Annotated in this window: 18 protein-coding genes; 12 read left to right on the top strand and 6 right to left on the bottom strand. The window is 73.2% G+C overall.

All coding sequences use genetic code 11. From position 1 onward, the window contains the following. Positions 1–60: 60 nt before the first annotated feature. The 3 genes from AC3EVP_RS25680 to AC3EVP_RS25670 form a co-directional block, all read right to left on the bottom strand. Complete coding sequence (locus AC3EVP_RS25680) at positions 61–1,191, bottom strand: ricin-type beta-trefoil lectin domain protein (protein WP_435133539.1); 1,131 nt, start codon at positions 1,189–1,191, stop codon at positions 61–63. 154 nt (positions 1,192–1,345) lie between these two features. Then, the gene (locus tag AC3EVP_RS25675; protein WP_435133533.1) at positions 1,346–3,889 is read right to left on the bottom strand and encodes a CBM35 domain-containing protein; all 2,544 of its coding nucleotides are present in this window, start codon (positions 3,887–3,889) and stop codon (positions 1,346–1,348) included. A gap of 434 nt (positions 3,890–4,323) precedes the next feature. Further along, entirely contained in the window at positions 4,324–5,349 is a 1,026-nt protein-coding gene (locus AC3EVP_RS25670) for an acetylxylan esterase (protein WP_435133530.1), read from the bottom strand. 230 nt (positions 5,350–5,579) lie between these two features. Here AC3EVP_RS25670 and AC3EVP_RS25665 point away from each other — a divergent pair, with 230 nt between their 5' ends. From AC3EVP_RS25665 to AC3EVP_RS25640, 6 genes are all read left to right on the top strand, one after another. Next, positions 5,580–6,584, top strand: coding sequence for an acetylxylan esterase (locus AC3EVP_RS25665; protein ID WP_435133528.1), 1,005 nt, complete (start codon positions 5,580–5,582; stop codon positions 6,582–6,584). Further along, a complete protein-coding gene (locus tag AC3EVP_RS25660; RefSeq protein WP_435133525.1) occupies positions 6,574–8,850 on the top strand; it encodes an FAD-dependent oxidoreductase in 2,277 nt (758 codons plus the stop codon). Before AC3EVP_RS25665 ends, AC3EVP_RS25660 begins: the two co-directional genes overlap by 11 nt. Positions 8,851–8,982: 132 nt before the next feature. Beyond that, a complete protein-coding gene (locus AC3EVP_RS25655) occupies positions 8,983–9,420 on the top strand; it encodes a hypothetical protein (RefSeq protein WP_435133522.1) in 438 nt (145 codons plus the stop codon). Positions 9,421–9,556: 136 nt separating this feature from the next. Continuing rightward, entirely contained in the window at positions 9,557–10,564 is a 1,008-nt protein-coding gene (locus AC3EVP_RS25650; protein WP_435133520.1) for a heavy metal-binding domain-containing protein, read from the top strand. Between the two features lie 145 nt (positions 10,565–10,709). Further along, entirely contained in the window at positions 10,710–11,540 is an 831-nt protein-coding gene (locus AC3EVP_RS25645) for a heavy metal-binding domain-containing protein (RefSeq protein WP_435133517.1), read from the top strand. Positions 11,541–11,591: 51 nt separating this feature from the next. After that, entirely contained in the window at positions 11,592–12,038 is a 447-nt protein-coding gene (locus AC3EVP_RS25640; RefSeq protein ID WP_335972705.1) for a hypothetical protein, read from the top strand. 35 nt (positions 12,039–12,073) lie between these two features. Here AC3EVP_RS25640 and AC3EVP_RS25635 read toward each other — a convergent pair whose 3' ends face one another. Both AC3EVP_RS25635 and AC3EVP_RS25630 read right to left on the bottom strand, forming a co-directional pair. Continuing rightward, positions 12,074–13,522, bottom strand: a complete 1,449-nt coding sequence (locus AC3EVP_RS25635; protein ID WP_435133514.1) for a glycoside hydrolase family 43 protein — start codon at positions 13,520–13,522, stop codon at positions 12,074–12,076. A gap of 142 nt (positions 13,523–13,664) precedes the next feature. Continuing rightward, the gene (locus AC3EVP_RS25630; RefSeq protein WP_435133511.1) at positions 13,665–14,792 is read right to left on the bottom strand and encodes a hypothetical protein; all 1,128 of its coding nucleotides are present in this window, start codon (positions 14,790–14,792) and stop codon (positions 13,665–13,667) included. A gap of 429 nt (positions 14,793–15,221) precedes the next feature. On the opposite strand from AC3EVP_RS25630, the gene AC3EVP_RS25625 reads away from it, so the two are divergent. The 3 genes from AC3EVP_RS25625 (at position 15,222) to AC3EVP_RS25615 (ending at position 18,586) form a co-directional block, all read left to right on the top strand. Beyond that, entirely contained in the window at positions 15,222–16,157 is a 936-nt protein-coding gene (locus tag AC3EVP_RS25625; protein ID WP_435133508.1) for a LysR family transcriptional regulator, read from the top strand. A 114-nt stretch (positions 16,158–16,271) separates the two neighbouring features. After that, positions 16,272–16,883, top strand: a complete 612-nt coding sequence (locus AC3EVP_RS25620; protein ID WP_435133505.1) for a MarR family winged helix-turn-helix transcriptional regulator — start codon at positions 16,272–16,274, stop codon at positions 16,881–16,883. Further along, entirely contained in the window at positions 16,880–18,586 is a 1,707-nt protein-coding gene (locus AC3EVP_RS25615; RefSeq protein ID WP_435133502.1) for an MDR family MFS transporter, read from the top strand. Before AC3EVP_RS25620 ends, AC3EVP_RS25615 begins: the two co-directional genes overlap by 4 nt. Before the next feature lie 86 nt (positions 18,587–18,672). Here AC3EVP_RS25615 and AC3EVP_RS25610 read toward each other — a convergent pair whose 3' ends face one another. Beyond that, complete coding sequence (locus AC3EVP_RS25610) at positions 18,673–20,628, bottom strand: Xaa-Pro dipeptidyl-peptidase (RefSeq protein ID WP_435133563.1); 1,956 nt, start codon at positions 20,626–20,628, stop codon at positions 18,673–18,675. Positions 20,629–20,817: 189 nt separating this feature from the next. Between AC3EVP_RS25610 and AC3EVP_RS25605 the strand changes: the two genes are divergently transcribed. The 3 genes from AC3EVP_RS25605 to AC3EVP_RS25595 all read left to right on the top strand — a co-directional run bounded on the left by AC3EVP_RS25605 (position 20,818) and on the right by AC3EVP_RS25595 (position 24,334). Continuing rightward, positions 20,818–21,762 carry a GNAT family N-acetyltransferase gene (locus tag AC3EVP_RS25605; RefSeq protein WP_435133499.1) on the top strand — a complete coding sequence of 315 codons (945 nt, stop codon included), beginning with the start codon at positions 20,818–20,820 and terminating at the stop codon, positions 21,760–21,762. 380 nt (positions 21,763–22,142) lie between these two features. Continuing rightward, positions 22,143–23,435, top strand: a complete 1,293-nt coding sequence (locus tag AC3EVP_RS25600; RefSeq protein ID WP_435133496.1) for an ABC transporter substrate-binding protein — start codon at positions 22,143–22,145, stop codon at positions 23,433–23,435. Beyond that, positions 23,432–24,334 carry a carbohydrate ABC transporter permease gene (locus tag AC3EVP_RS25595; RefSeq protein WP_435133493.1) on the top strand — a complete coding sequence of 301 codons (903 nt, stop codon included), beginning with the start codon at positions 23,432–23,434 and terminating at the stop codon, positions 24,332–24,334. Before AC3EVP_RS25600 ends, AC3EVP_RS25595 begins: the two co-directional genes overlap by 4 nt. Positions 24,335–24,353 lie beyond the last annotated feature (19 nt).

Raw genomic sequence — 24,353 nt, 5'->3', positions numbered from 1 at the left:
CCCCCGCGACCGGCTCTCGGCCGCGGCGGCCCCTCCCTGTTCGGATGGCGCGGGGGCGGGTCAGGTGACCGGGAGGGCGGTCCACTGCTGGGCGTCGGTGCCGTTGCAGTCCCACAGCTGGAGCTGGGTGTTGTCCACCGTGCTGGAGCCGGGGTCGTCCAGGCAGCGGCCGGACTGCGGGTTGCGGTAGCCGCCGCCGTACGGCTGCCAGACCTGCGCGGCGGTGCCGTTGCAGTCGTAGAGCTGCACCAGGGTGCCGGCGGCGGTGCCGCCGTCGGCGGCGTCCACGCACTTGCCGTAGATCTGGAGGGTGCCGTCGCTGCGCCGGGTCCACCACTGCGCGTTGGTCCGGTTGCAGCCGCGGATCTCGATCGGGGTGCCGTTGTCGGTCCTGGCGTGGTCGTCGTTGAGGCACAGGCCGCTGAGGCCGGAGTGGACGGTGCCGTCGGCGCCGGGGGCGGTGATCCAGCCGGCCGCGTCGGCGGCCTGGATGCCGGTGTCGAAGGCGTCGGCCATCTTCTGGTAGCCGGCGTCGTCGGGGTGCAGCGCGTCCGACAGGTCGGCGGCGGTCAGGGCGCCCATGTTGACGTAGCGGACGTGCTTGCCGGCCGCCTGCTCGGCGCGGGCGATGCCGGGCACGTCGGCGTTGAACGCCGGCCGGTAGGGCTCCTCGATGGAGTTGGTGGACACGATCAGCGTGGCGAGCAGCACGGTGACGCCCGGGTCGTCGGCGGTGATCCGGTCGACCAGGTCGTGCAGCCGCTGCGTGGCGGTGGAGACCTCGTAGGCCTGGTTGAGGTCGTTGGTGCCGATCATCAGCGTGATGACGTTCGGCCGGTAGATGCTGAGCGTGGCGTCGGCGATGCCGGCGATCTGGTCGATCCGCCAGCCGCGGTGGCCTTCGTTGTCCGGGTCGGCCATGCTGCCGCTCTGGAGGCCGCCGACGTAGTCCAGGGTGTGGCCCTCGCCGGTGAGTTCGTCGCGCAGCGGGACGCGGTAGCCGTTGCCGGTGCTGCTGCCGACGCCCCAGGTGATCGAGTCGCCCAGCGGCATCACCCGCAAGGCCGCCGGTTGGGCGGCGGAGGCGGGTGCGGCCGCCGGGGCGGCGGCCAGTGCGTTCGGCGCGAGTACGCCGGCCGCGGCGAGCAGCGCGGCGGCTGCCGCCGCGGCCGCCGCGAGGAGTCTTTTCATCGCCAGTCCTCACCTTCCGTCGGGGGCAGGGTGGTGCGGCACCGGTGCGCGGGCGCCCGCGGGCGGGGCGGGCGGCCGCGGACCGCTGGTCGTACAAGGGGGGTGCTGCGGTGGTACCCGCGGGTGCCACCGTCTGTGCGGTCCTGCCGCGTGTTCAGAGGGCGAGCGCGACCACGGCCTGGTGGTCCGCGCCCGCGGTGACCGCCACCGTGAACAGCCCGGTGGACGCGGTGTAGCCGACGGCGCCGACGCTGCCGGTGGACGCGGTGGCCACCGGTTTGCTCGGCGCGTAGCCGTGCAGGGTGATCGGGCCCTCGCCGGCGGCGAAGGCGACGGTGGTGCGCACCGTCCCGTCGTCGCTGAGGTGCGCGATGCGCTGGTCGCCGTGGGCGACGAACTTGCCGGCGTCGCCGAGGAACGCGATGCCGGACGGGCCGACCGGGGCGACCACCCAGTAGGTGCCGGTGCTGACGGTGGCCGTGACGCTGCCGCCCGCGGCGACGAGGGCGCCGGTGTGCCCGAAGTAGTCGTAGGCGTACGCCTTGCCGCTGACGCCGGCCTCGGCGAGCGTGAAGGACGCGCTCTGGGTCGGGCCGGTGGCGGCGGTGCCCCGGGTGACGCCGAGCCAGTCGATGTTGCCGCCGCTGGCGCCGGTGGCGGTCGCCCGCACGGTGTTGCTGCCCTGGGTGAGCGTGGTCGTCATGCCGACGACCGTCCACGCGTTCCACCAGCCGGTGGAGGGGAAGGACAGGGACTTCGCGGCGCCGCCGTTGACCGAGACGGCCAGCGGGCGGTCGGTGAACGCGGCGTTGGCGTACCGGAACTGGAGCGTGTAGGTGCCGGCCGCGGGCGCCGTCACGGTCCACTCGACGTAGTCGCCGGAGTCGTGCTGGTAGTCCGCGTAGCCGCTGCCGCTGTAGCCGGAGTTGTCGCTGCCGACCACCGCCCCGGACAGGGTGGCGCTCTCGGCCTGGTAGACCGTGGTGGGGGCGGGAGTCTGGCGGGCGTAGGCGAAGACGTAGCCGTAGCCGAGGCCGCCGGCGTGCTGGACGTGGGCGGTCGCGACCATCGCGGGGTTCTTCCCGGCCGCCTCGGCGACGTAGGTCGCGTCGGTGGGCACGATCGGGCTGTCCGGTTTGACGATGATCCCGTCGGCGCGGGCCACCTGGAAGAGGTTGCCGGCGTCGACCTTGCCCAGCGCGTCGCCGACGCCGACCGGGCCGGCCGACAGGTTCGCCAGCAGCAGGTTGTTCGTCTCGCCGCTCAGGAACACGTCGACCCAGGGCCAGATGCCCAGCGACGCGGCGAACTGCGCGTCGTACAGGAACTGGTCCCACTTGGGCCGGTCGAAGCGGTCGCCGCTGACCCGGATCGTGGTGAGGTTCTGGTAGCGGACGCTTTGCAGGTAGTCGCGCGGCAGCGCCATGCAGTACTGGAGGTCCATGCCGTTGGCGGCGGCCTGGTGGGCCATGTTGTCGAAGAACGCGTCGGCGTCGGTGAGGTTCTCGGCGGGCTTGGCGTTGTTGCACAGCCAGTCCTGCTCGTAGACGACGACACCGCCCTCCTTGAGGTAGGCCATGATGTCCTGCCACCAACCCGGGTCGATGACAACGTTGTTGGAGAACGCGTAGTCCTCGTGGTACGGGCTGGAGGCGTCCATCCACCGGGCGTGCGTGACCAGGGGCAGGCCGAGGTCCTTGCGGAAGGCGGCGAGGCCCTCGGGGAACAGGTCCGCGTCCGCCTCGTACAGCGAGGTGCCGTCGGGCAGGTCGTTCCAGTCGCCGTTCGGGCCCTTGGGGTACCACCAGCTGTCCAGTTGCATGTAGCCCATCGGGATCTTCTGCGCGGCCCATTCGTCGCGCACCGCGAGCAGGGTGCCGGTGTAGCCCTTGGATTCGTCGTACTTGTAGTAGTAGTCGGCGCCGTTGTCGGTCCAGTAGCCCAAGGTGCTCAGCACGATGCCGGTGTCGTTGGCCGGCACGGTCTTGCCGGCCAGCGTGCGGATCGCGGCGCCCCAGGCGCGGTAGGCGGCGCCGACGCCGTTCTTCGTGGTCAGGATGGTTCTGCGGGTGTAGCCGGCCGGCAGGCTGCCGACGGCGGTGACCACGCCGGCCGCGATGGAGCCGTCGGACGCCTTGCTGGTCCGCGCCTCCTGGAAGTGGTCGGCCGCGGACAGCACGAAGGCGTTGCCGGAGTCGTCGAAGTAGACCCAGGGGCTGTCGGAGGCGCCGGCGAAGGTGTTGAACTGGTAGGCGCCGAAGCAGTCGGCGTGGCTGACCTGGTGGGCGAGGTCCGGGTAGGCGGTGAACGTCGGGAAGGCCGTGGCGTTGGCGGCGGCCTTGACGTAGGTGTCGGTGAAGACCACCGCCGAGGCGGCGTCGTAGACGCGGATGCCGCCCTTGCGCGCGCCGGACTGGAAGGTGAACGTCGTCTCGGTCCAGGCGCCCAGCGCGTCGGTCCCGGACGCGGTGGTGATGGCGGTGGCCGCGCCGACCGAGCCGCCGAAGGTCCAGCCCAGCGCGCTCGCCCGCACCGTCCAGGCGCCGGACGCGGAGACGGTGCCCGACAGGACCCGCGGCTTGGCCGCGGCCGCGTCCGCGGCTCCCGCCGGTCCCGCGGCGCCCGCCAGCGGCAGGGCCAGGGCGGCCGAGCCGACTCCCGCGGCCCGGATGAAGACACGACGGCTGATTCCTGTCATGGGGGGTGCTCCTCGTCTCGTTGCGGGGCAGCGAAGGGTGCGCGCGGCGCCGGGGCGAGCGGCGGTGTTCGCTGGTGGGGAGAGGTGCGGAGGACGTGCGCGTGACGGTGGTGCGCCGTGGCGGCCGTGACTGGGGGGACGGCCGGAATGACGCTCAGTGTGGAGCGGTGCGGGCGAGGCGGTCAAGACGCGCGACGAAGAATCACCGGCCGGCCGCGGTTCATCCATGTGAAGAAGAGGCTGGGAACTGACCATCTCTCACGTTGTAATGACGCCCCCAACCCCCTTGAGTTCACAGTGCAGTTCGTTGTTCACATACGCAATCGCCGTCCAGGCCCCTCCCCGGCCGCCCCGCACCGCGCCGCCCACCTGCCCCGACCGCCCGACGGTGACACTCCGTCACCGCCTCCCGGGCGCCGCACGGCTGGGGGACGTCAGGCCGCGCAGGCGGCGGGCTCGGCGAAGAAGGCGCGGACCGCGCTCTGGAGGCGGGCGTGCTCGGCGGCGTCGTCCGGGTGGTCGAAGAAGTGGCCGAAGGGCATGACGTGCAACTGCCTGGGACCGGCCAGGGCGTTGTGGACGGCGAACTGGCCGGGCGGCGGCACGTAGGCGTCGAAGAGGGCGGCGCCGACGTGGACGGGGATGCGCAGGTGGCGCGCGGCGGTGGCAGCGTCGAAGTAGGCGAGGACGTCGAGGACGGACGGGTCGGCGAGGTGGCGGGCGCGGATGTGGGAGCCGCTGCCGAGGCACTCCAGGCCGACGCGCAGCGGGTGGTTGCCGAAGCTGGGGACGGTGAGGTGGCCGGAGGCGAAGCGGTCGTCCCAGGGCAGGGCGAGCGCGCCGATGCCGCCGCCGAAGCTGCCGCCGAGGTAGTCCAGGCGCAGTCCGCGGGTGGCGGGGAGCAGTTCGTGCAGGGCGGTGGCGGCGCACCAGATGTCGGCGGCGCACCCGCCGTGCACGTAGGTCTCGCGTGAGGCGAGGCCCTGCACGACGTGCGGGGTGCCGATCTGCGGCAGTTCGCTGAGGGCGGGCAGGCCGCGCAGGCAGGGCTGGAGGACGGCGGCCCCGTCGATCGGCACCCGGGGGTCCGGCGCGGCGCGGCCGCCGTAGCCGTGGGTGAGCACCGCGGCGCGGGTGGGTTCGGCGCCGGCCGGCAGGGTGAGCCAGCCGCCGAGCCGTACGCCGCCGAGCGAGGTGTAGCTGATCCGGTACGCCTCCAGGGCGGCCGGGGCCGGCCCGTCCGGGCCGGGCTCGCCCGGCCGGCCCGCGGGCAGGCGCTCCTCGATCCGCGCGTCGACCGCCACGGCCCGGGCGCGCGCGTACAGCTCCTGCCAGAAGGCGGCGAAGTCGGGCGGTTCGTTGCCGGGGGCGGGTACGGCCAGCAGGGCGTCCAGGTCGTGGCCGTAGGTCGGGTCGAAGGCGAAGGGGTGGGTGCGCGGCGGGGTCGGGCGGCGGTCCATCGGTGTCTCCGTGCGGGGTCGGCGGCCGGGCGGGCCGACTGGGGCTGGGGCCCGCCGCACGCTGCCAGAAAGCGCCCTCCATGGGCAAGCGACCCCGGCGCCCCGCACATACCCGCTGCGCTGCGCCATTGACTTGGAAAGCGCTTACTCCTAGCGTTCCGAGGCGGACCGCCCAACCGCCCGCACGCGCCGGCGCCCCACCCGGGGCCGGACCCGACAGAGAGCCCGCGATGCCCCAATTCGACCTGCCGCTGGAAGAACTCCGCCGGTACCGCCCGGACCAGCCGGAGCCCGACGACTTCGACGCCTTCTGGGCCGCCACCCTGGCCGAGGCCCGCACCACCGCCCTCGACGCGCGCTTCACGCCGTTCGACGCTCCGCTGACCGGGGTGGAGGTGCTGGACGCCACGTTCGCCGGATACGGCGGCCACCCGGTCAGGGGCTGGCTGCTGCTGCCGGCCCACACCGAGGGACCGCTGCCGGCGGTGGTGAAGTACATCGGCTACAACGGCGGGCGCGGCCTGCCGCACGAGCACCTGGTGTGGCCCGCGGCCGGCTTCGCGTGCTTCGTGATGGACTCCCGCGGCCAGGGCAGCGGCGGCTCGGTCGGCGACACCCCCGACCCGGTGGGCGGCGGGCCGGCCTACCCCGGCCAGATGACCCGCGGCATCCTCGACCGCGACGCCTACTACTACCGGCGGCTGTTCACCGACGCCGTCCGCGCGGTGGAGGCGGTGCGCAGCCACCCGCGGGTGGACCCCGCCCGGGTCGCGGCTGCCGGCGGCAGCCAGGGCGGCGGCATCACCCTGGCCGTCGCCGGGCTGGTCCCCGACCTCGCCGCGGTCGCGGTGGACGTGCCCTTCCTGTGCCACTACCCGCGGGCCCTCGCGGTCGCGGCCCAGGGCCCGTACCGCGAGATCGCCGCCTACCTGAGCGCGCACCGCGACCACACCGAGGCCGCCTTCCGCACGCTGGCGTACTTCGACGGGGTGCACTTCGCCGCGCGCGCCACCGCGCCCGCGCTGTTCTCCGTCGCCCAGGAGGACCAGACCTGCCCGCCCTCCACGGTCTTCGCGGCCTTCAACGCCTACGGCGCCGCCGCCAAGTCGATCGAGGTCTACCCCTTCAACGGCCACGAGGGCGGCGGGCCCTTCCAGGTGCTGCGCCAACTCAGGTGGCTGCCGCAGCAGTTGGCGGCCGCCGCAGCCGGGACGGAGGCCGTCGGTGCTCGCTGAGGAGCGCACGTACGACATCGTGGTGGTCGGCGGCGGGCTGGCCGGGGTGTGCGCGGCGGTGGCCGCGGCCCGGCTGGGCAGCAGCGTCGCGCTGGTGCACAACCGCCCGGTGCTGGGCGGCAACTCCAGCAGCGAGGTGCGGGTGTGGGTGTGCGGGGCGACCGCGCACGGCGTGCACCGCTACGCCCGCGAGACCGGCATCATGGGCGAGCTGTACACCGAGAACCAGTACCGCAACCCCGAGGGCAACCCGCACTACTGGGACCAGGTCGTGCTGGACGCGGTGCTCGCCGAGCCGCTGGTGGACCTGTTCCTCAACACCGACGTGCGGCAGGTGGCGGCGGACGGCCCGCAGGACGCGCGGACCGTACGCTCGGTCACCGGCTGGACCATGGGCGCCGAGCGCACCACCGTCTTCCGCGCCGCCCAGTTCCTGGACTGCACCGGGGACGGCCTGGTCGGCCACCTGGCCGGCGCCCGCTACCGGATCGGCCGCGAGGCGCGCTCGCAGTACGGCGAGAGCTGGGCCCCGGAGGTCGCCGACGAGGCGCTGCTCGGCTCCACGATCCTGTTCTCCACCAAGGACGCGGGCCGCCCGGTGAAGTTCGTGCCGCCCTCGTACGCCAAGGACCTGTCCACCACGCCGATCCTGCGCAACCGGGTGCTGCGCACCGGCGACAACGGCTGCGACTACTGGTGGATCGAGTGGGGCGGCGAGCTGGACACCGTCCACGACAACGAGCGCATCCGCGACGAGTTGCAGTCGGTGGTCATGGGGGTGTGGGACCACATCAAGAACTCCGGGGAGTTCGACGCGGACCACCTGACGCTGGAGTGGGTCGGCTCGCTGCCCGGCAAGCGGGAGTACCGCCGCTTCGTCGGCGACCACACCCTCACCCAGCAGGACATCCTCGGCCAGCGGCAGTTCGACGACCGGATCGCGTTCGGCGGCTGGTCGGTGGACCTGCACCCGGTGCAGGGCATGTACGCGGACGAGCCCGGCGCCCGCCAGCGCTACGCCGACGGCGTCTTCCACATCCCGCTGCGCAGCCTGTACTCGGCGAACGTCGGCAATCTGCTCTTCGCCGGGCGGAACATCTCCGCCACGCACATCGCCTTCGGCGCGACCCGGGTCATGGCGACCTGCGCGACGCTGGGCGAGGCGGCCGGCACCGCCGCCTCGCTGTGCGCCACCCACCGCCTCACACCACGGCAACTCGCCCACGAACGGCTGGAGTTGATGGCGCAGACGCTGCTGCGCCAGGACGCCTCCGTGATCGGCGTGAAGAACACCGACGACGCCGACCTCGCCCGTACCGCCCGCGTCACCGCGTCCTCCGCGCAGGACGTGCTCGGCACGCCGCCGGACGCGGACGCCGAGCCCTACCCGCTCACCCGGGACGTGGCGCTGCTGCTGCCGGCCGACCCGGCGCTGGACGCGGTGGAGCTGCTGGCCCGCACCGAGGAGCCGGGCGGCACCGAGCTGACGGTGGAGCTGTGGGGCACCGGGCTGCCGGAGAACGGGGTGCCGGCCGACCACCTGGCCACCACCACCGTGCCGGTGCCGCCCGGCGGCCCGCACTGGGTGCGCGCCCGCTTCGGCCACCGGCCCGAGCGGCCGCAGAACGTGGTGGTCGTCGTCCGCGCCCGGCCGGGCACCGCACTGCACCTGTGGGACGGGCGGGTGGACGGGGCGCTGTCGCTGCGCCGCCGGGCCGAGGGCGACGCCGCCGTGGACCACGACATCCCCGAGGAGGAGGGGCAGAGCGTGCTGGAGTGGTCCGCGCGCGAGCTGCGCCGCCGCTCCTTCTGCTTCCGCGCCGAGCCCGCCACGGCCGCGTTCGCGCCGGACAAGGCCGTCGGCGGCTACCAACGCCCTTACGGCGGGCCGCAGATGTGGTCCTCGGCCGCGCTGGGCGACGCGGACCCGACCGGCGAGTGGCTCCAGCTGGAGTGGGACGAGCCGGCCGAACTGCGCACCGTCCAGGTGGTGTTCGACGACGACGTGGACGAGTACCTCAACAACCTGCACCGGCACCGCACACCGTTCGAGGTGATGCCCGAACTGGTCCGCGACTACCGGCTGCTGGCGCGCGGCGAGGACGGGCAGTGGCAGACGGTGCAGACCGTGCGCGGCAACCGCCGCCGCCACCGCGTCCACCGGTTCGCGCAGCCGCTGCGGACCGGCGCGCTGCGGATCGCCGTGGACGGCGTGCACGGCGCGCGGCACGCCCATGTGGTCGCCGTCCGGGCGTATCCGCGGTAGGGCCTGGGACCGTGGGGCCGCCTTCCGCGCCGTACGGTCCCGGGCCGGTGTCGGGACCCGTCACGACCGCGGCGCGCCACACTTGTCCGCGCGCCGGCCGTGTCCACGGCGCCGGCCGGAAGGGAGCGGGCGATGGGCGAGCGGACGATGTGCTGGAACTGCCGTACCGCGCCCGCGCGGCCGGACGCCGCGCACCGGGTGCGGCTGAGCCGCGACGTGCGCACGCGCTTCGTCGTCGTGGGGCACCAGTACCGCTGGAGCGCCCGGGAGGTGGTCGTGCCGCGCTGCGCGCGCTGCCGCCGGACCAACGTGGCGTACGCGGTGTACGGCAGGGTGCTCAGGGCCGGCGGCGGCTTCGTGGGCTTCATGGCGTTCTGCGGCGCGCTGGCGGCGCTGACGGTGCACCGGTACGGCGCGCTGGTCGTCGCCGCCTTCATGGCCGCGGCGCTGCTGGCCGTCCTGGTGCCGGCCCGGCTGTACATGTGGCGCCACCCGCGCCGCGCCCCGGCGGAGTACCCGCCCGTGGCCGCGCTGATCGCCGACGGCTGGCGGATCGGCAACCCGTACTGAGCCCGGGGGCGGCGGTGGCGGGCCGGGGCGTCAGGGGGTGGTGCGGAACGGCGCGGGCCCGTGGGCGCCGCGTGCGCGGAGGCCCTAAAGTTCAGGGCAGAGCAGTGCTGCGCGCCTGACGGGAGACGGGGGACCCATGTCCGAGCCATGGAGCAGTGGGGGCCTGCCGCCCGCCGCGGCTGAGCGGTTGGCGTCGGCCGAACGGAGCGGGACCTGGACGTCCGCGCTGTCCACCGGCGAGTTCGCCGCGATCCGCTCGGTCGGTTTCGAGCCGGTCGGCCAGGTGATGGGCTCGGCGGTCTTCCGGATCGGCCGCGCCGGCCGGTACTGGGGCTACCACGACTGCCAGTACGCCGGTGCCCGCTACCTCTACCGCACCTCGCGTCAGGACGCGCCGGTCGCGCTGTCGGGCGGCGGTGCCCCGTCGCGCGCGCTCGTCGAGGTCTTCGACCGGGCCCGGCTGACCGCGCTGGACCGGATGACGGCGGAGTGCCGCGCGCTGGGGGGCGACGGTGTGCTGTCCGCGGCGCTGACCATGGCGCCGTTCGTCGGCAGCGCCGGCAGCCTGGAGTTCAAGGTGATCGGCACGGCGGTCCGGGCGCGGGGCGGCCGGCACGCGCGGCAGCCGTTCACCTCGCACCTGGACGGGCAGGGGTTCGCGAAGCTGCTCGGCGCCGGGTGGGTGCCGGTCGGATTGCTGGTGGGCATGTCCGTCGGGGTGCGGCACGACGACTACCGGACCACCTCGCAGGCGTACTCCTGGCGCAACGTGGAGATGCGCGGCTGGAGCGACCTGGTGCACGGTGTGCGGTCCGACGCGCGGCAGCAGCTCGGCGCGCAGGCCGCCCGGTGCGGCGGTGACGGCGTCGTGATGGCCGCCGGCGACCTGCGGGTGTGGTCGGAGAAGTGCTTCCGGTCGAACAGGAGCGACCAGGAGGACCACATCGCGGAGGCCACGATGGTGGGTACCAGCATCGCGCGCTTCCAGGTCCGCACGCCGCCGCCGCGGACGCTGTCGGTGCTGCCGCTGGGCGACCGCGGCGCGAAGCTGCGCAGGCGGCTGGCGACGGCCGCCGCCAGCCCGTACGTGGACAACGCGCAGTACCGGCGGCTGGTCGAGGAGATCCACGAGTTCGACGGTTAGCCGGCTTCGACGGGTGCCGCCGCGCGCACCGCCTACGCGGACCGCGCACCCGGACTGCGCACGCGCACCGCAGGCCGCCACGCACGGCCGCACCCGTCCCAGGGGCCGCACCGCACCACCGCACGTCTCACGAGGGGTACTTGACATGACGAACCAGCAGCCGGGCGCCGACGGTGTTCCCGCGGACGCGATGCGCCGGTTGTCGGAGCTGACGCCCGGACGCCCGGGGTCGATCTTCACCAGCGACCTGTCGGTGAACGAGTTCCTGCTGGTGCGGGAGGCCGGCTTCACACCGATCGGCCTGGTGCTCGGCAGCTCCATCTACCACGTCGGCATCCAGCTGGGCCGCTGGGGCAGGAACCAGGAGCTGGACACCCTCAGCCAGGCGATGTACCACGCCCGGGAGCTGGCGATGTCCCGGATGGAGGCCGAAGCGGCGGCGCTGGGTGCCGACGGCATCGTGGGGGTCCGGCTGACCGTGGAGGCACGGGAGTTCGGCAAGGACGTCGCGGAGTTCATCGCGATCGGCACCGCGGTCAGGGGCGACACGGCGCCTCCCGGCGGCGGGACCTGGCGCAACAACAAGGGGCAGCCGTTCACCTCGGACCTGTCGGGTCAGGACTTCTGGACGCTGATCCGGGCCGGCTACGCGCCGCTCGGGATGGTGATGGGCACCTGCGTCTACCACATCGCGCACCAGAAGATGGGCTCGGTGGTGTCGAACATGGGCCGGAACGTGGAGATCGAGCAGTTCACCCAGGCCCTCTATGACGCCCGGGAGCTGGCCATGGCGCGCATGCAGGCCGAGGCGGAGGCGCTGCAGGCGGAGGGCGTGGTCGGGGTGCAGCTCAACGCGCACAACCACCGCTGGGGCGGCCACACCACGGAGTTCTTCTCGATCGGCACGGCGGTCCGGCCGCTGCGCCCCGACCACGAGATCGAGCGGCCCACCATGGTGCTGGGCCTGGACGGCTGACCCGGCCCGGCATCCGGCGGACCGTACGACATCTGGGAGTGGGGAAGAGCCATGAGCGAGCGAGAGCCGGCGCGGGACCAGGACGGCGGCGCGGGGCCGGACTCGGGCGCGTCGATCGAGGTGCTGGCGGCCGCGCTGCGGCGGGACGCGGCGGATCTGGAGCTGTACGCGAAGGTGCTCACCGGGTCGCTGGCCGACGCGCTGCCGCCCGGTGCGGTGGCCCTGGCGCGCAGGCGGACCGTGGGCGACCGGCTCGCGGGGCGGGCGGGCCGGCTGGAGAAGCTCGATGTCGCCCTGGACGACCGGCGGTTGACGCTCACGCTGACGCAGGGGCGGCCGCAGGGCGAGGTGGCCACGGTGGTGCGCGGGGTGGTGCTGTCCCGTACGCCGGTCGCGCTGGACGCGTGGGTCGCCGAACTGGCCGCGGCGCTGGCGGCGCGGGCCCGCTCGGACGCGCGGGCGCGGGCGGCGCTGGAGCGGCTGGTCCTCGGCGACTGAGCGGCGCCGGGTGTCGGACGGCCCGACGCCCGCGATCAGTTGGTGTACACCTCCGCGCGGTCGATGGAGACGTACGCGGCGCCCGAGGAGGCGTCCTTGTCGCCGGTCACCCGCACCCGCAGCGTGTGGGTGCCGTAGGGCAGTTCGGGGCTGACGTAGTTCAGCTGCTCGCCCATGCGGATCGGGCCGTAGTAGTCGCTGGTGGTCTCGGCGCCGCCGTCCACGGAGAAGGCGGCGATGCCGTTGCCGGTGTCGCGTACCGACAGCAGGGCGATCCGGGTGCCGGTGAACGTCCAGGTGGCGGTGGCGCCGGTGGTCGCGCTCCAGTGGTCGTCGCCCCAGAAGCACTGGACGCCGCACCCGGAGCCGGAGTTCCAGGCGCCGGTGTAGGCGACGGAGCCCGCGCCGCTGCTGGTGTTGGTGTCGTTGATCCAGTACGGGCCGCCGCCGGGGTCGCCGGAGGGCAGATCCTGGGTGGCGCCGGCGGCCAGCGGGGACCCGAAGTTCGGGGTGCCGTCGGCGTTCCAGCTGATCTTCTGGGCGCGGGTGGTGCGCCCGGTGTAGGTGTAGTCCGAGGTGTTCTTGCCGTGGTAGACGATCCAGTCCTGGGTGCCGTCCGGGCTCTTGAAGAAGCCGTTGGAGCCCGGGCCCCACACGCCGGTGGAGTCGTTGCGGGAGAACACGGCGCCGGAGTGCTGGGTCCAGTTCGCCGGTCGCAGCGGATCGGCGCTCTGCGGGATGGACTGCATCCACAGCTGGTAGTCCGGCAGTCCGGTGTCGCAGGTGGAGTACACCAGGTAGGTGGTGCTGCCGTGCTGGAGGATCGAGGGGGCCTCGCGGATGGTGGAGCAGCCGCCGGCGGTGGGCAGGTAGACGCGGTTGCCGGAGACCGTCCACGGGTCGGACATCGGGGCGATGTAGATCAGGTTGTGGCCCTCGCTGCCGGCGCCGGACCACAGCAGGTAGAGGCTGTTGTCGCTCTGCCGCAGCAGCACCGGGTCGATCGCCCACTCGTCGGGCGCGTTGGGCGGCTGGAGTTCGGCCTTGAAGTGGTAGGGGCCGAGCGGATTCGTGCCCTCGGACTCCACGACGTAGAGGCGGTGGTGGTCGTCCACCCCGTCGTCGGCGGTGTAGTAGATGTACCAGTGCCCGTTGATCAGGTAGAACGACGGCGCCCACACCTGCTGGTTCCGCGAGGCGTCGGTGTCCTTCCAGACGGTGACGCGCGGCGCGGTGAGCAGTTCCCCGAGGGTCGGCGCGACGGCGATCCGCACCGCGTCGCCCTCGGTGGCGGCCAGGTAGTAGTTGCCCTGGTAGTACGTCATGTACGGGTCGGGGCTGGTGCCCAGCGGGTTGCGGAACGTACCGGCGGCGGCGTGCGCGCTCGACGGTTTCAGGCCCATGCAGCACAGTGCGGTGAGCAGCAGGACGAGGGCGATGTTGCCCAGGGTTCTCAGCGGAAGGCCGGACGCCTCGCGGCGCATGACCGCCTCCTTGGATAGACGGTGGTGGGGGGTGTACACGTCTGATCACGTTCGAGCCGAGCCGACTTTACAACGTTGCACACGGCGCGCGACAGCTCCGTGCGCCCCTCACGTCAGCCCGGCGGCGAAAGGCCGCGCCGGGTCAGTCGTCCTCGGGCCGCGCCAGTTGGGCGTCCAGCCAACCGGTCCGGTCCGGCGGGCAGGTGGCGCGCAGGGCGCCGAGCGCGAGGTGCACGGAGTCGCTGTCGTAGCCGGAGACGACGATGCCGCGGGAGCGCAGTACGCCCAGCGCGTGGCCGGCCAGGCCCTCCGGCAGCCCCCAGAAGGCCCGCGCGGCCTCCTCCCGCAGCTCTGGCTCGAACGAGGGCGATTCCAGCACGTCCGCCAGGGAGTTGACGCTGAGCATGGTGCGCGGCGGCGCGGCGCGCAGGCACTGCCGGACGACGTCGGGGTTGGGGTGGTGCAGGAAGACGTTGGTCCAGCTCTCCCGCAGCAGCGCCTGCGCGCTCTGCCGGCTGCCCATGTACTCGCGGTAGCGGGCGTTGTCCGGCCACAGGTACGGCAGCGGGGTGTCGGCGAGGAACGCGGTGACGTCGATGCTCCAGCGCACCCGCAGCGGCGCCATGCCCCACAGTTCGTCGCCGAGCGGGTCCGCGGGCAGCGTGACGGTGCCGCCGGCCCCGCCGGCCGGCCCGCGCGCGGCCCTGCGCGGCGCCCGGGCGCCGACCCCCAGCACGGTGTGCACCGACAGCCGCCGGCCGCAGGCGCGGCAGTGGGGCACCCCGGCAGCGCGGTCGGGCGCCGAAAGGCCGCTGCACACGGCGCACTGGAGCAGCGCGCAGGACCCGCAGCCGAACCCGCCGCCGGTCCGCACCAGCCCGGCCAGGCCGTCGGGGTCCAAGGAGCACGGCCCGCTGCCGTGCGTCCGGTCGTCGAGCGGGATGTCGTACGGCACCACGGTGTGCTCGCACCAGGCGCAGCGCGTGCTCGACGGGGTGAGGGTGCTGCCGGCGGTGCGGACGCCCAGCTCGATCAGGGCGCCGTCGGCCTCGTCGAAGATGTAGATCAGGTCGCGCCCGAAGGTGCCCTCCGGGGTCTCCACGACGGTGTACACCAGCTCGTCCCGGACCGGGGTGCGGCGCAGGAACTCCAGTGCGGCCGCCCGGCCGGGCCCGCTGTGCACGTGGTAGGTGGCGCGGTCGGTCCGCTCGGTGCGCAGGAAGCGGACGCCGCCCGGCACCGGGGCCTTCTCCCGCCTGGTGAATCGCATACGCCGGCCCCCTGTACGTCCCGTGGTACGTCGTGCTCGCGGCGGACACCGACGATGCTCCCCCGCTGTCTGTCGGAGCGTCAACTCCCTGTCACCGCGAGGTCTTCCCAGCCCAGCGCCCCGCAACCGCCGCCGAAGCGCCCGGGGGCGGCGTCCAGGACGGGTCCGACAGATGGCGCCGTCCCGCCCGAGGGACGGAGGCCGACAAGGCCCTGGTGCTCCCCCGTGGCCTGCGGCATGGGAGGTGCCCCCGACCGCAGGGCGGAGGTGGGGTCCCTCCCGGGCGAAGCGCTGGGGGAATTGAGCGCGGCGGGCCGCGCCGACGACGGGCAACGCCGGGGCGCCTCCCGCCGAAGGCGCGGGGAGAGCGGGCCTGCCGGGCCCGGCCGGCCGGCCGGGATGTGGTCAGGCACGGCCTAGTGTGGCCGCATGGATCTCGAGACCGTGCGGACGTTCATGGCGGCCGCGGACACCGGTCGGTTCCAGGAGGCCGCCGCCGAACTGGGGGTCACCCAGCAGGCGGTGTCCAAGCGGATCGCGGCGCTGGAGCGGGCCCTCGGGGTGCGGCTGTTCGACCGCACCGCGCGGGGCGCCGAACCCACCATCGACGGGCGGGCGTTCCTGCCGCACGCGCGCGAGCTGCTGCGGGCCGCCGCGCGCGCCGTCGCCTCGGTGGGCGCGGGGCGCGGGCGGCTGCGGGTGGACGTGCTGTCCTCGCGCGGCGCGGCGTCGGGGCTGATGCGCGACTTCCACCGCGCGCACCCCGAGGTCGAGCTGGACGTGCTGATGCTCTTCGACATGGACACCGCGGTGGCGTCCCTGCGGTCCGGCGCCATCGACGCGACCTTCCGCGCGGTCACCGCGCCCGGCCGGCCGCTGCCGGACGACGTCGATTCGGCCCGGGTGCTCGACGAGCCGCTCGAACTGCTCACCGGCCCCGGCCACGCGCTGGCCGGGGCCCGCTCGGTGAGCGTGGCGCAGCTGGCCGGGCAGCGGATCTGGATGCCGGGCATCGTGCCCGGCACCGAGTGGGCCGCGTACTACGACGCGCTGCTGGCCGCGTACGATCTGACCATCGAGGCCACCGGCCCGAACTTCGGTTCGGACGCGCTGCTCGACACCGTCGCGGACACCCCGGCGCTGGCCACCTTCATGGGTGCCCGAACCCGGCTGGTCTGGCCGGCGGGGTACGACCTGCGCCGTATCCCGGTGACCGATCCGGTGCCGGTCTACCCGCACTCCCTGCTGTGGCGCCGCGGCGACCCCCACCCGGGGCTCGCCGCGCTGCGCGCCCACCTGGCCGCGGTGGCCCCGGCGCACAGCGGGCCCGGCACGTGGGCGCCCGACTGGGCGAACCGGCGCTGACCTGCCGGGCAGCCGGTTCCGGTACGCCCCCCGGGGGGGGCGCCGGGAGCATTACTTGCTCATGGCAAGCACTTGCGCTATACAAATAATGGACGGATGGGGAGGTGGCCACGCGTGGTGGACGACAGCGGCAGCGGCCGCGAGGAGACGGCGGCAGAGGCGGACCCGGCGGTGGCGTCGGTCGCCCACGCGGTCGTCGAACTGCTGCGGACCGTACGCCGCTCCAAGGCCCGGCTGCTGGCCTCGGCGAGCCAGGACGTGGACTCCGCGACGCAGATCCTGCTGCGTACCGCCGCGGCCGAGGGACCGCTGCGGGCGAGCGCGCTGGCCGCGTGCGTCCAGTCCGACCTGTCGACGGTCAGCCGCCAGGTCGCCTCGCTCGTGGGCCGCGGCCTGCTGGAGCGCCGCGCCGACCCGGTGGACGGCCGCGCCAGCCTGCTGGTGGTCACGGCCGCCGGCCAGGCGGTGATCGCCGAGCACGAGAGGGCCCGGGCGGCCTTCTTCGCGGAGGTGGTGAGCGACTGGACCGCCGAGGAGTGCAGCCGGTTCGCCCGGCAGCTGGAACGTTTCACCGCCGCCTACGACACCACCCACGCCCACTGGCTGACCGACACGGCGCCGCCGCGCGCCGGCAGCGGCAACTGCGACGCCGGTCACGGCGACGGCGGCGACGACAGCAACGACGGCAACAAGAGCAACGAAGCGAAGGAAGGCACCAGCGCATGAGCGCCACCTCGCCCGGACGGACCGGTGCGCCGTCCGACGGCGCACTGACCCACCGGCAGATACTCACGATCCTGTCCGGCCTGGTCCTCGGCATGTTCCTCGCCGCACTGGACCAGACGATCGTCTCGACCGCGATCAAGACGATCGGCAACGACCTGGACGACCTGTCGGCGCAGGCGTGGGTGACCACCGCGTTCCTGATCACCTCGACGATCTCCGCACCGCTGTTCGGCAAGCTGTCGGACCTCTACGGCCGCAAGCGGCTGTTCATGCTCGCCATAGTGCTCTTCGTCGTCGGGTCGGCGCTGTGCGGCCTGGCCCAGTCGATGTACGAGCTGGCGGTGTTCCGCGCGTTCCAGGGCATCGGCGCCGGCGGGATCATGCCGCTCGCGCTCGCGGTGATCGGCGACATCATCCCGCCGCGCGAGCGCGCCCGCTACCAGGGCTACATGATGGCGGTCTTCGCCAGTGCCTCCGTGCTCGGCCCGGTGCTGGGCGGGCTGTTCTCCGGCACCGACAGCTTCCTGGGCACCGCCGGCTGGCGGTGGATCTTCTACATCAACGTGCCCGTCGCGGCCTTCGCGCTGGTCGTCATCGCCAAGGTGCTGCACCTGGACCACGTCCGCCGCGAGCGGCGCATCGACTGGTGGGGTTCGGCGCTGCTGGCGCTCGGCCTGGTGCCGCTGCTGGTCGTCGCCGAACAGGGGCAGAGCTGGGGCTGGGCCTCGGCCGGCGCCTTCGTCTGCTACTTCCTGGGCGCCGCGGGCCTGGCGCTGTTCGTGTGGGTCGAGCACCGGATGGGCGACGACGCGCTGCTGCCGCTGCGGCTGTTCAGGAGCAGCACCTTCTCGGTCGCCTCGGCGCAGGTCGCCATCATCGGTATGGCGATGTTCGGCGGCATGTCGGTCCTGCCGCTCTACCTCCAGATCGTCAAGGGCGCCTCGCCGACCCGGTCCGGGCTGCTGATGCTGCCGATGGTCGCCGGGCTGATGTCCGCCTCGCTCGGCTCGGGCCGGCTCATCGCGCGCACCGGCCGCTACAAGATCTTCCCCGTCGTCGGGTCGGTGCTGATGGTCATCGGCATGGGCCTGATGACCACCATCGGCGCGGACACCCCGCTGTGGCACACCGACATCTACATGGCGGTCTTCGGCATCGGCCTGGGCCTGAACATGCAGAGCCTGGTACTGGCGATGCAGAACGCCGTGCCCGCCAAGGACATGGGCGTGGCCTCCGCGTCCTCGACGTTCTTCCGCTCCATCGGCGGCACCCTGGGGACGGCGATCTTCCTGTCCGTGCTCTTCTCGCAGGCCGGCACCAAGATCGGCCACGAGTACACGAAGGCGGCGGGCGACCCGGCGTTCACGGCGGCCGCCAAGGCGCACCCGGACCAGCTCGCGGCGCTCCACCAGCACCTGGGCGGCGGCCTGGACGACACGTCCTTCCTGAGCACCCTCGCCAAGCCGCTCAGCCACCCCTTCTTCGCGGGCTTCTCCGCGGCCGGCGACGTGGTCTTCACGATCGTGGCCGTGCTGCTGCTGGCGGCGATCGTGCTGTCCACCCGCCTGAAGGAGGTACCGCTGCGGCTGGTCTCGGGCAACCAGGCCCGCAGCGAGGCCGAGGCCGCACCGGCCCCCTCCTCCGCGGCGGCGGCCACCCCGGCCACCGACGCCCCCGGCCCCGCCGCACCGACCGACCACTGACCGCTCCCCCGCCGGCACAACTCGGCCGCCGCCCCCTGGTTCGCAGAAGGGGGCGGCGGCCGACGGCGTTCGGGCGGGGCTGAGGGTCAGCCGAGGCGGGCCGCCGGGGAGGCGGGGAGGTTCGCGGTCGGGGTGTGGCCGCGGGCCGGGGTGGTGGCGGCCGGGGCGCCGGGGGCCGCCGCGCGGTGGTGGCCGGAGCCGCCCTTCAGCGCGTGGGCGAGTGCCGGGAGGCCGCCGACCAGCGGCAGGTCGGCGCTGGACCGGCTCAGGTCGAGGCTGATGGTCGGCTTGGTGCTGGGCGCCACGATCAGCCCGTTGTCCGTACCGGCGACGATCAGCGCGAGCCGGTGCCCGGCCGGGACGACGTGGTCGGTCGAGGCGAGCTGGATCGTGATGCGGTACGCCTTGCCCGGGGTGAGCGACACGCCCTTGAGCGACGGGTCGTAGTGCCCGAGGTCGGCCCAGCCGCGGCTGAAGACGGTCTGCTGGACGCTCTCGGTGTCCGCCGCGGTGTCGAGGTAGCAGGCGCTGTCGCCGGAGGTGCTGTCGCCCCAGCAGGAGCGGGTGCCCAGCGTGGTGATGCCCTCGGCGCCGGCCTCGTAGTCGCGGATGGTCGCCGGGCCGAGGTCGACCAGCACCGCGGACAGGTGGGCGCTGGTGGTGGAGGGGGTCGCGGTGAGCGTCACGCTCCCGCCGCCCGACAGCCGCAGGTCGCTGCCGAGCACGCCGGTGGTGAAGGCGACCTTGTCCGCGGTGGCCTGGTCCGCCTGCGCGGCCCAGTCGTCCTCGCTGTGCGCGGGGTTGTCGGTGTACCGCTCGGTGCCGGTCGCGGGCGGGGCGCCCGCGCTCAGCGAGCCGAGGCCGGCGGTGGCGCCGGCGTTCAGCGCGACCTGGGTGGCGGTGGTGCCCGCCGGGGGCCAGACCGCGTCGGTGGTCCAGTGGTCGGGGGTGCGCTCGATGTCGGCCATCGGCTGGTTCTGCACGCCGTTGTCGACGTTCATCAGGTAGTGGTCGAACCACTGGTGCAGGGTGTCGACCCAGTCCGAGCGGCGGTAGTCGAACGGGTCCACGTGCCCGGTCTGCGACAGCCAGATCTTGCGCTGCACCCCGTTCGCGGCGAGCGCGTCCCACCACTGGCCGAAGTTCTTGGTGCGGACGTTGAGGTCCTGCATGCCCTGGGCGACGAAGACGCTCGCCTTCACCTTCGAGGCGTTGGCGTAGTAGTCGCGGTCCTGCCAGGCGCTGGTCCAGTCGCCGTTGCGCGGCGCGCCGTCCCGCAACGCCTGCTGCTCGGCGGAGCACTTCGACTGCGCGCCGGAGCTCTCCACCGCGCCGGCCAGGTCGTCCGGCCCGCCGTCGTAGAGCGCCGCGCCCTGCGCGAAGTAGTAGTCGTACCAGGAGCTGATGCCGCTGATGTCCACGATGGTCTTCAGACCCTCGACGCCGGTGGCGGCGACGCCGTTGGCGACGGTGCCGTCCCAGCTCTTGCCGATCATGCCGACCGAGCCGTTGGACCAGCCCGCCTGCGCGGTCGTGGTGCCGGTGCGGGTGGTGTAGGCGGTGGCCCGGCCGTTGAGCCAGTCGATGACCGCCTTGGCCGAGGTGATGTCGGAGGCGCCGCCGACGTCCACGCAGCCGTCGGAGCGGTTGGTGCCGGCCAGGTCGACGAGCACCACCGCGTAGCCGCGCGGCACGAAGTAGTTGTCGTAGTAGAGCGGGAAGGCGACCGGGTTCCCGCTGGAGTCGTAGGTCTTGAGCTGGCTCTCGTTGCCGCGGCCGCAGCAGGAGTAGTACGGGCTGGCGTCCATGATGACCGGCACCTGCTGCCCGGCCGCCGCGGGCTCGGAGGGCCGGACGATGTCGGCCGCGACCCGGTCGGTCTTCCCGTCGTGGTCGCTGTCGAGGCCGGTGTCGACCCACACCGACTGGCGGATGGCGTTGGCGTAGGAGTCGACCGGCTGGCTGCCGGTGTCGTGCGGGCCCGGGCGGGCGTGCGCGGCGACGGGCGCGAGCAGGACGAACACCAGGGCGGCGAGGACCATCGCGACGACGGACACCGAGTGGGGGCGGGACCTCCGCGTGAGTGACAGCACCCCGGGACGCTACCCACTGACGCCGCCATGACAACAGATCCCTTTCGCGCCACCACCGTCCCTTATCGGCCATCGGGCCCCGGCCGCGGGCGGAAAACCGGTCGACGGGCACCGGCGGGTCTGGGAGCGTGGCGTGCCGTGAACGATGCCGACCACGTCCGCCCGGCCGACCTGCCGCCCCTGCTGGAGCTGGCGCAGCGCGTCGCCGCCGTCCGGCCGGACCTGCTCAACAGCGGTGCCTCGTACGGGGAGTTGTCCTGGAACTGGGGCCGGGGCTTCACCCGTCTGCAGGCCGGCTGGCGGCTGCGGACCTGGCACGCGGACGGGGAACTCGCGGCCTGGGGCTGGGCCCAGCTGCCGCACCGGCTCGAGCGCAGCGACGGCTCGGTCAAGGACGTCACCGCCGCCTACCTCGACTACCAGGTCCACCCCGGCCGTCCGGGGCTGCTGGAGGACGTCATCGGCTGGTACGAGGCCACCGCCGCGGGCTGCGACCGCACCCTGATGCCGAGCGCCTGCGACACCGCCGCCCTGGATCGGTGGGCCGCGTACGGCTACGGCACCGACCCGGCCGCGCTCGGCGACACCGGCTCCTGGACCCAGCTCAACACCCGCGACCTCGCCGGCATCGAGGCGCCGGTGCTGCCGGCCGGGTACCGCTTCCTGACCGCCGCGCAGGCCGGACCGGCTGCCGCGGTCCGCGCGCACACCGACGCCTGGGCGCCCACGGCGTTCACCGCCGAGAGCTACGCCGGGCTGCTCGCCACCCCGGCCTACCGCGCCGACCTGCACGTCCTCGCGGCGGCCCCGGACGGCGCCATGGCCGCCTCGGCGATCATGTGGTTCGACGCGGCGAACCGGACGGTGGAGTTCGAGCCGGTCGGGACCCACCCGGGCCACCGGCGGCGGGGGCTCGCCCGGGCGGTCCTGCTGCACGGCATGCGCCTGGCCCGGGACGCCGGCGCGACCCAGGCCACCGTCGCGTGCCTGGGCGCGCCCGGCCACCGCGCCGCCCGCGAGCTGTACTACGGCGCCGGATTCCGCTTCTTCTCGCGCGACGCGCCCCTGCTCAAACGGGCATAGCCCCACGCCGCCGCCCGAGCGGGCGAAGCCGCGCTCCCTTCGACGCGCACACCGACGGCCTGTACGACGTCCGCCCGCTCGGCGACGGCACCTGGCTGACCACGGACCCTTCCGGGCACCCCGTCCGGCGGGCGCAGGAGTCCACCGAGGCGGCCGAGGCGGCCGGCGCGACCGGGATCGCGTGACCGCCGACCGCTTCTGACGCTCCGTCACCACCGCCCCGCTCCGCCCCCGCGGCGGTCTTCCCGTGATTTGTCAACGCCATTGACGAATGCGGGCCACCCCCCTACGGTTCACCGTCGAATCGCTTCGACACGCTCCGTCGAAGCGATTCGACGACAGCGTTCGCCCCCTCCTTACGACCCCGTGGAGGTCCTTCGATGTCGAAGGCGCGCAAACGGATCGGAATGACCGCGATGGCCCTGGCCGGCGCCCTGCTCCTCGCCTCGTGCGGGAGTTCGGGCGGCTCGACCGGCGACGGCAAGACGCTGAAGCTGTGGCACTACGAAGCACCCGACAGCGCGATGGGCATCGCCTGGAACCAGGCGATCGCCGAGTTCAAGAAGACCCACCCGGGCGTGAAGGTGGAGTTCGAGGCCAAGGGCTTCGAGCAGATCCAGAAGACCGCCTCGATGGTGCTCAACTCCGATGACGCGCCGGACGTCATGGAGTACAACAAGGGCAACTCCACCACCGGCCTGCTCGCCAAGCAGGGCCTGCTCACCGACCTCACCCCGCAGGTGGCCAAGTACGGCTGGGACAAGGAGCTCAGCCCGAGCGTGACCACCACCAGCCGCTACGACGCGCAGGGCGTGATGGGCTCGGGCAACTGGTACGGCGTGCCCAACTACGGCGAGTACACGATGGTGTACTACAACAAGGACCTGTTCGCGAAGAACAACATCCCGGTCCCCACCACCTTCGACCAGTTCACCGCCGATCTGGCCGCCTTCAAAACCAAGGGCATCACCCCGCTCGCCGACGCGGGCGCGGAGTACCCGGCGCAGCAGTACTTCTACCAGCTGGCCCTGAGCAAGGCCGACCGCGCCTGGGTCGACGCCTTCCAGCTCTACAAGGGCAAGGTCGACTTCCATGACGCGGCCTGGACGTACGCGGCGGACACCTTCGCCGACTGGGTCGCCAAGGGCTACATCGCCAAGACCTCCAGCGGCGCGAAGGCGGAGGACGCGGGGGTGTCGTTCATCAACGGCAAGTACCCGGTCTTCTTCTCCGGGAGCTGGTGGTACGGCCGCTTCAAGAGCGAGAACAAGTTCGCCTGGGGCTCGTTCCTGTGGCCCGGCTCGAAGCTGACGCCCGGCTCGGGCGGCAACCTGTGGGTGGTCCCGAAGAACGCGAAGAACAAGCAGCTCGCCTACGACTTCATCGACATCACGATGAAGCAGGCCGTGCAGAACTCGCTCGGCAACCACGGCGGCATCCCGGTGGCGGCCTCTCCCACGGCCGTCACCGACCCCGCCTCGAAGACCCTCATCCAGAACTTCGACAAGGTCACCGCGGCCGACGGCCTCGCCTTCTACCCCGACTGGCCGGTGCCGGGCTTCTACGACGTGATGGTCTCCGCGGTGCAGAAGCTGATCACCGGCAGCGCCAAGCCGGACCAGGTGCTGGACGAGCTCCAGAAGGCGTACGACGCGGGCGTGCCGGCCTCATGACGGCCCGCGCGCACCGCCCGGTCAACACCTACCCGCTGTACCTGCTCCCCGGGGCGCTGGCCCTGATCGCGGTCATCGTCTGCCCGTTCGCGATGAACGTCTGGTACAGCTTCACCGACTGGCAGGGCGTGGGCTCCCCGAGCTGGGCGGGCCTGGCCAACTACCGGCGCCTGATGGACGATACGCAGTTCTGGCAGTCCTTCCAGCACAGCCTGGCCATGGTGGTGGCGATGGCGGTGGTGCCGACCGCCATCGGACTGGTGGTCGCCGCGGCCCTGTTCGACTTCGTCGCCAAGCACTTCGGGTCGAAGCCGGCCGCGGTGCTGCGGGCCTGCTTCTACCTGCCGCAGGTGCTGCCGGTCACGGTGGCCGGCATCGTGTGGAGCTGGATTCTGGCGCCGGAGAACGGCTCGCTCAACTCCCTGCTCAAAGCGGTGGGGTTGGGCGGGCTGCGGCAGGACTGGCTGGGCGACCCGGACATCGCGCTCTACAGCGTGATGGCGGTCATGGTGTGGGTCCAGCTCGGCTTCCCGGTGGTCATCTTCATGTCCGGGCTGCAACGCGTGGACCCGGCCCTGCACGAGGCGGCCGAGCTGGACGGCACCAACTGGTGGCAGCGGTTCTGGCACGTCACCCTGCCCCAACTGCGCCCGGAGATCTACGTGGTGATGCTGTGGTGCACCATCGCGGCGCTCAAGGTCTTCGGCGCGGTCTACGTCCTGACCAAGGGCGGCCCGGCCGACGCCACCGACGTGCCGTCGTACTTCTCCTTCGCCACGTTCTTCGAGAAGACGCAGGTCGGCTACGGCTCGGCGATCGCGACGGTGATGACGGTGCTCATCCTCGTGCTGACCGTGGCGGGGTTGAGCTTCCAGGCCAGGGCGGAGGACGCGCGGTGACCGCCGTCAAGCGCTACCC

The sequence above is a fragment of the Actinacidiphila sp. bgisy144 genome (genome assembly GCF_057708105.1).
The sequence above is the reverse complement of the archived record's forward strand: the minus strand, read 5'-3'. Positions and strand labels throughout refer to the sequence as shown.

Bases quoted from the DNA above. Each gene is read 5' to 3' on its own strand.
- AC3EVP_RS25680 (WP_435133539.1), bottom strand. From the start codon at position 1,191: ATGAAAAGACTCCTCGCGGCGGCCGCGGCGGCAGCCGCCGCGCTGCTC.
- AC3EVP_RS25675 (WP_435133533.1), bottom strand. From the start codon at position 3,889: ATGACAGGAATCAGCCGTCGTGTCTTCATCCGGGCCGCGGGAGTCGGC.
- AC3EVP_RS25670 (WP_435133530.1), bottom strand. From the start codon at position 5,349: ATGGACCGCCGCCCGACCCCGCCGCGCACCCACCCCTTCGCCTTCGAC.
- AC3EVP_RS25665 (WP_435133528.1), top strand. From the start codon at position 5,580: ATGCCCCAATTCGACCTGCCGCTGGAAGAACTCCGCCGGTACCGCCCG.
- AC3EVP_RS25655 (WP_435133522.1), top strand. From the start codon at position 8,983: ATGGGCGAGCGGACGATGTGCTGGAACTGCCGTACCGCGCCCGCGCGG.
- AC3EVP_RS25650 (WP_435133520.1), top strand. From the start codon at position 9,557: ATGTCCGAGCCATGGAGCAGTGGGGGCCTGCCGCCCGCCGCGGCTGAG.
- AC3EVP_RS25645 (WP_435133517.1), top strand. From the start codon at position 10,710: ATGACGAACCAGCAGCCGGGCGCCGACGGTGTTCCCGCGGACGCGATG.
- AC3EVP_RS25640 (WP_335972705.1), top strand. From the start codon at position 11,592: ATGAGCGAGCGAGAGCCGGCGCGGGACCAGGACGGCGGCGCGGGGCCG.
- AC3EVP_RS25635 (WP_435133514.1), bottom strand. From the start codon at position 13,522: ATGCGCCGCGAGGCGTCCGGCCTTCCGCTGAGAACCCTGGGCAACATC.
- AC3EVP_RS25630 (WP_435133511.1), bottom strand. From the start codon at position 14,792: ATGCGATTCACCAGGCGGGAGAAGGCCCCGGTGCCGGGCGGCGTCCGC.
- AC3EVP_RS25625 (WP_435133508.1), top strand. From the start codon at position 15,222: ATGGATCTCGAGACCGTGCGGACGTTCATGGCGGCCGCGGACACCGGT.
- AC3EVP_RS25615 (WP_435133502.1), top strand. From the start codon at position 16,880: ATGAGCGCCACCTCGCCCGGACGGACCGGTGCGCCGTCCGACGGCGCA.
- AC3EVP_RS25610 (WP_435133563.1), bottom strand. From the start codon at position 20,628: ATGGTCCTCGCCGCCCTGGTGTTCGTCCTGCTCGCGCCCGTCGCCGCG.
- AC3EVP_RS25600 (WP_435133496.1), top strand. From the start codon at position 22,143: ATGTCGAAGGCGCGCAAACGGATCGGAATGACCGCGATGGCCCTGGCC.
- AC3EVP_RS25595 (WP_435133493.1), top strand. From the start codon at position 23,432: ATGACGGCCCGCGCGCACCGCCCGGTCAACACCTACCCGCTGTACCTG.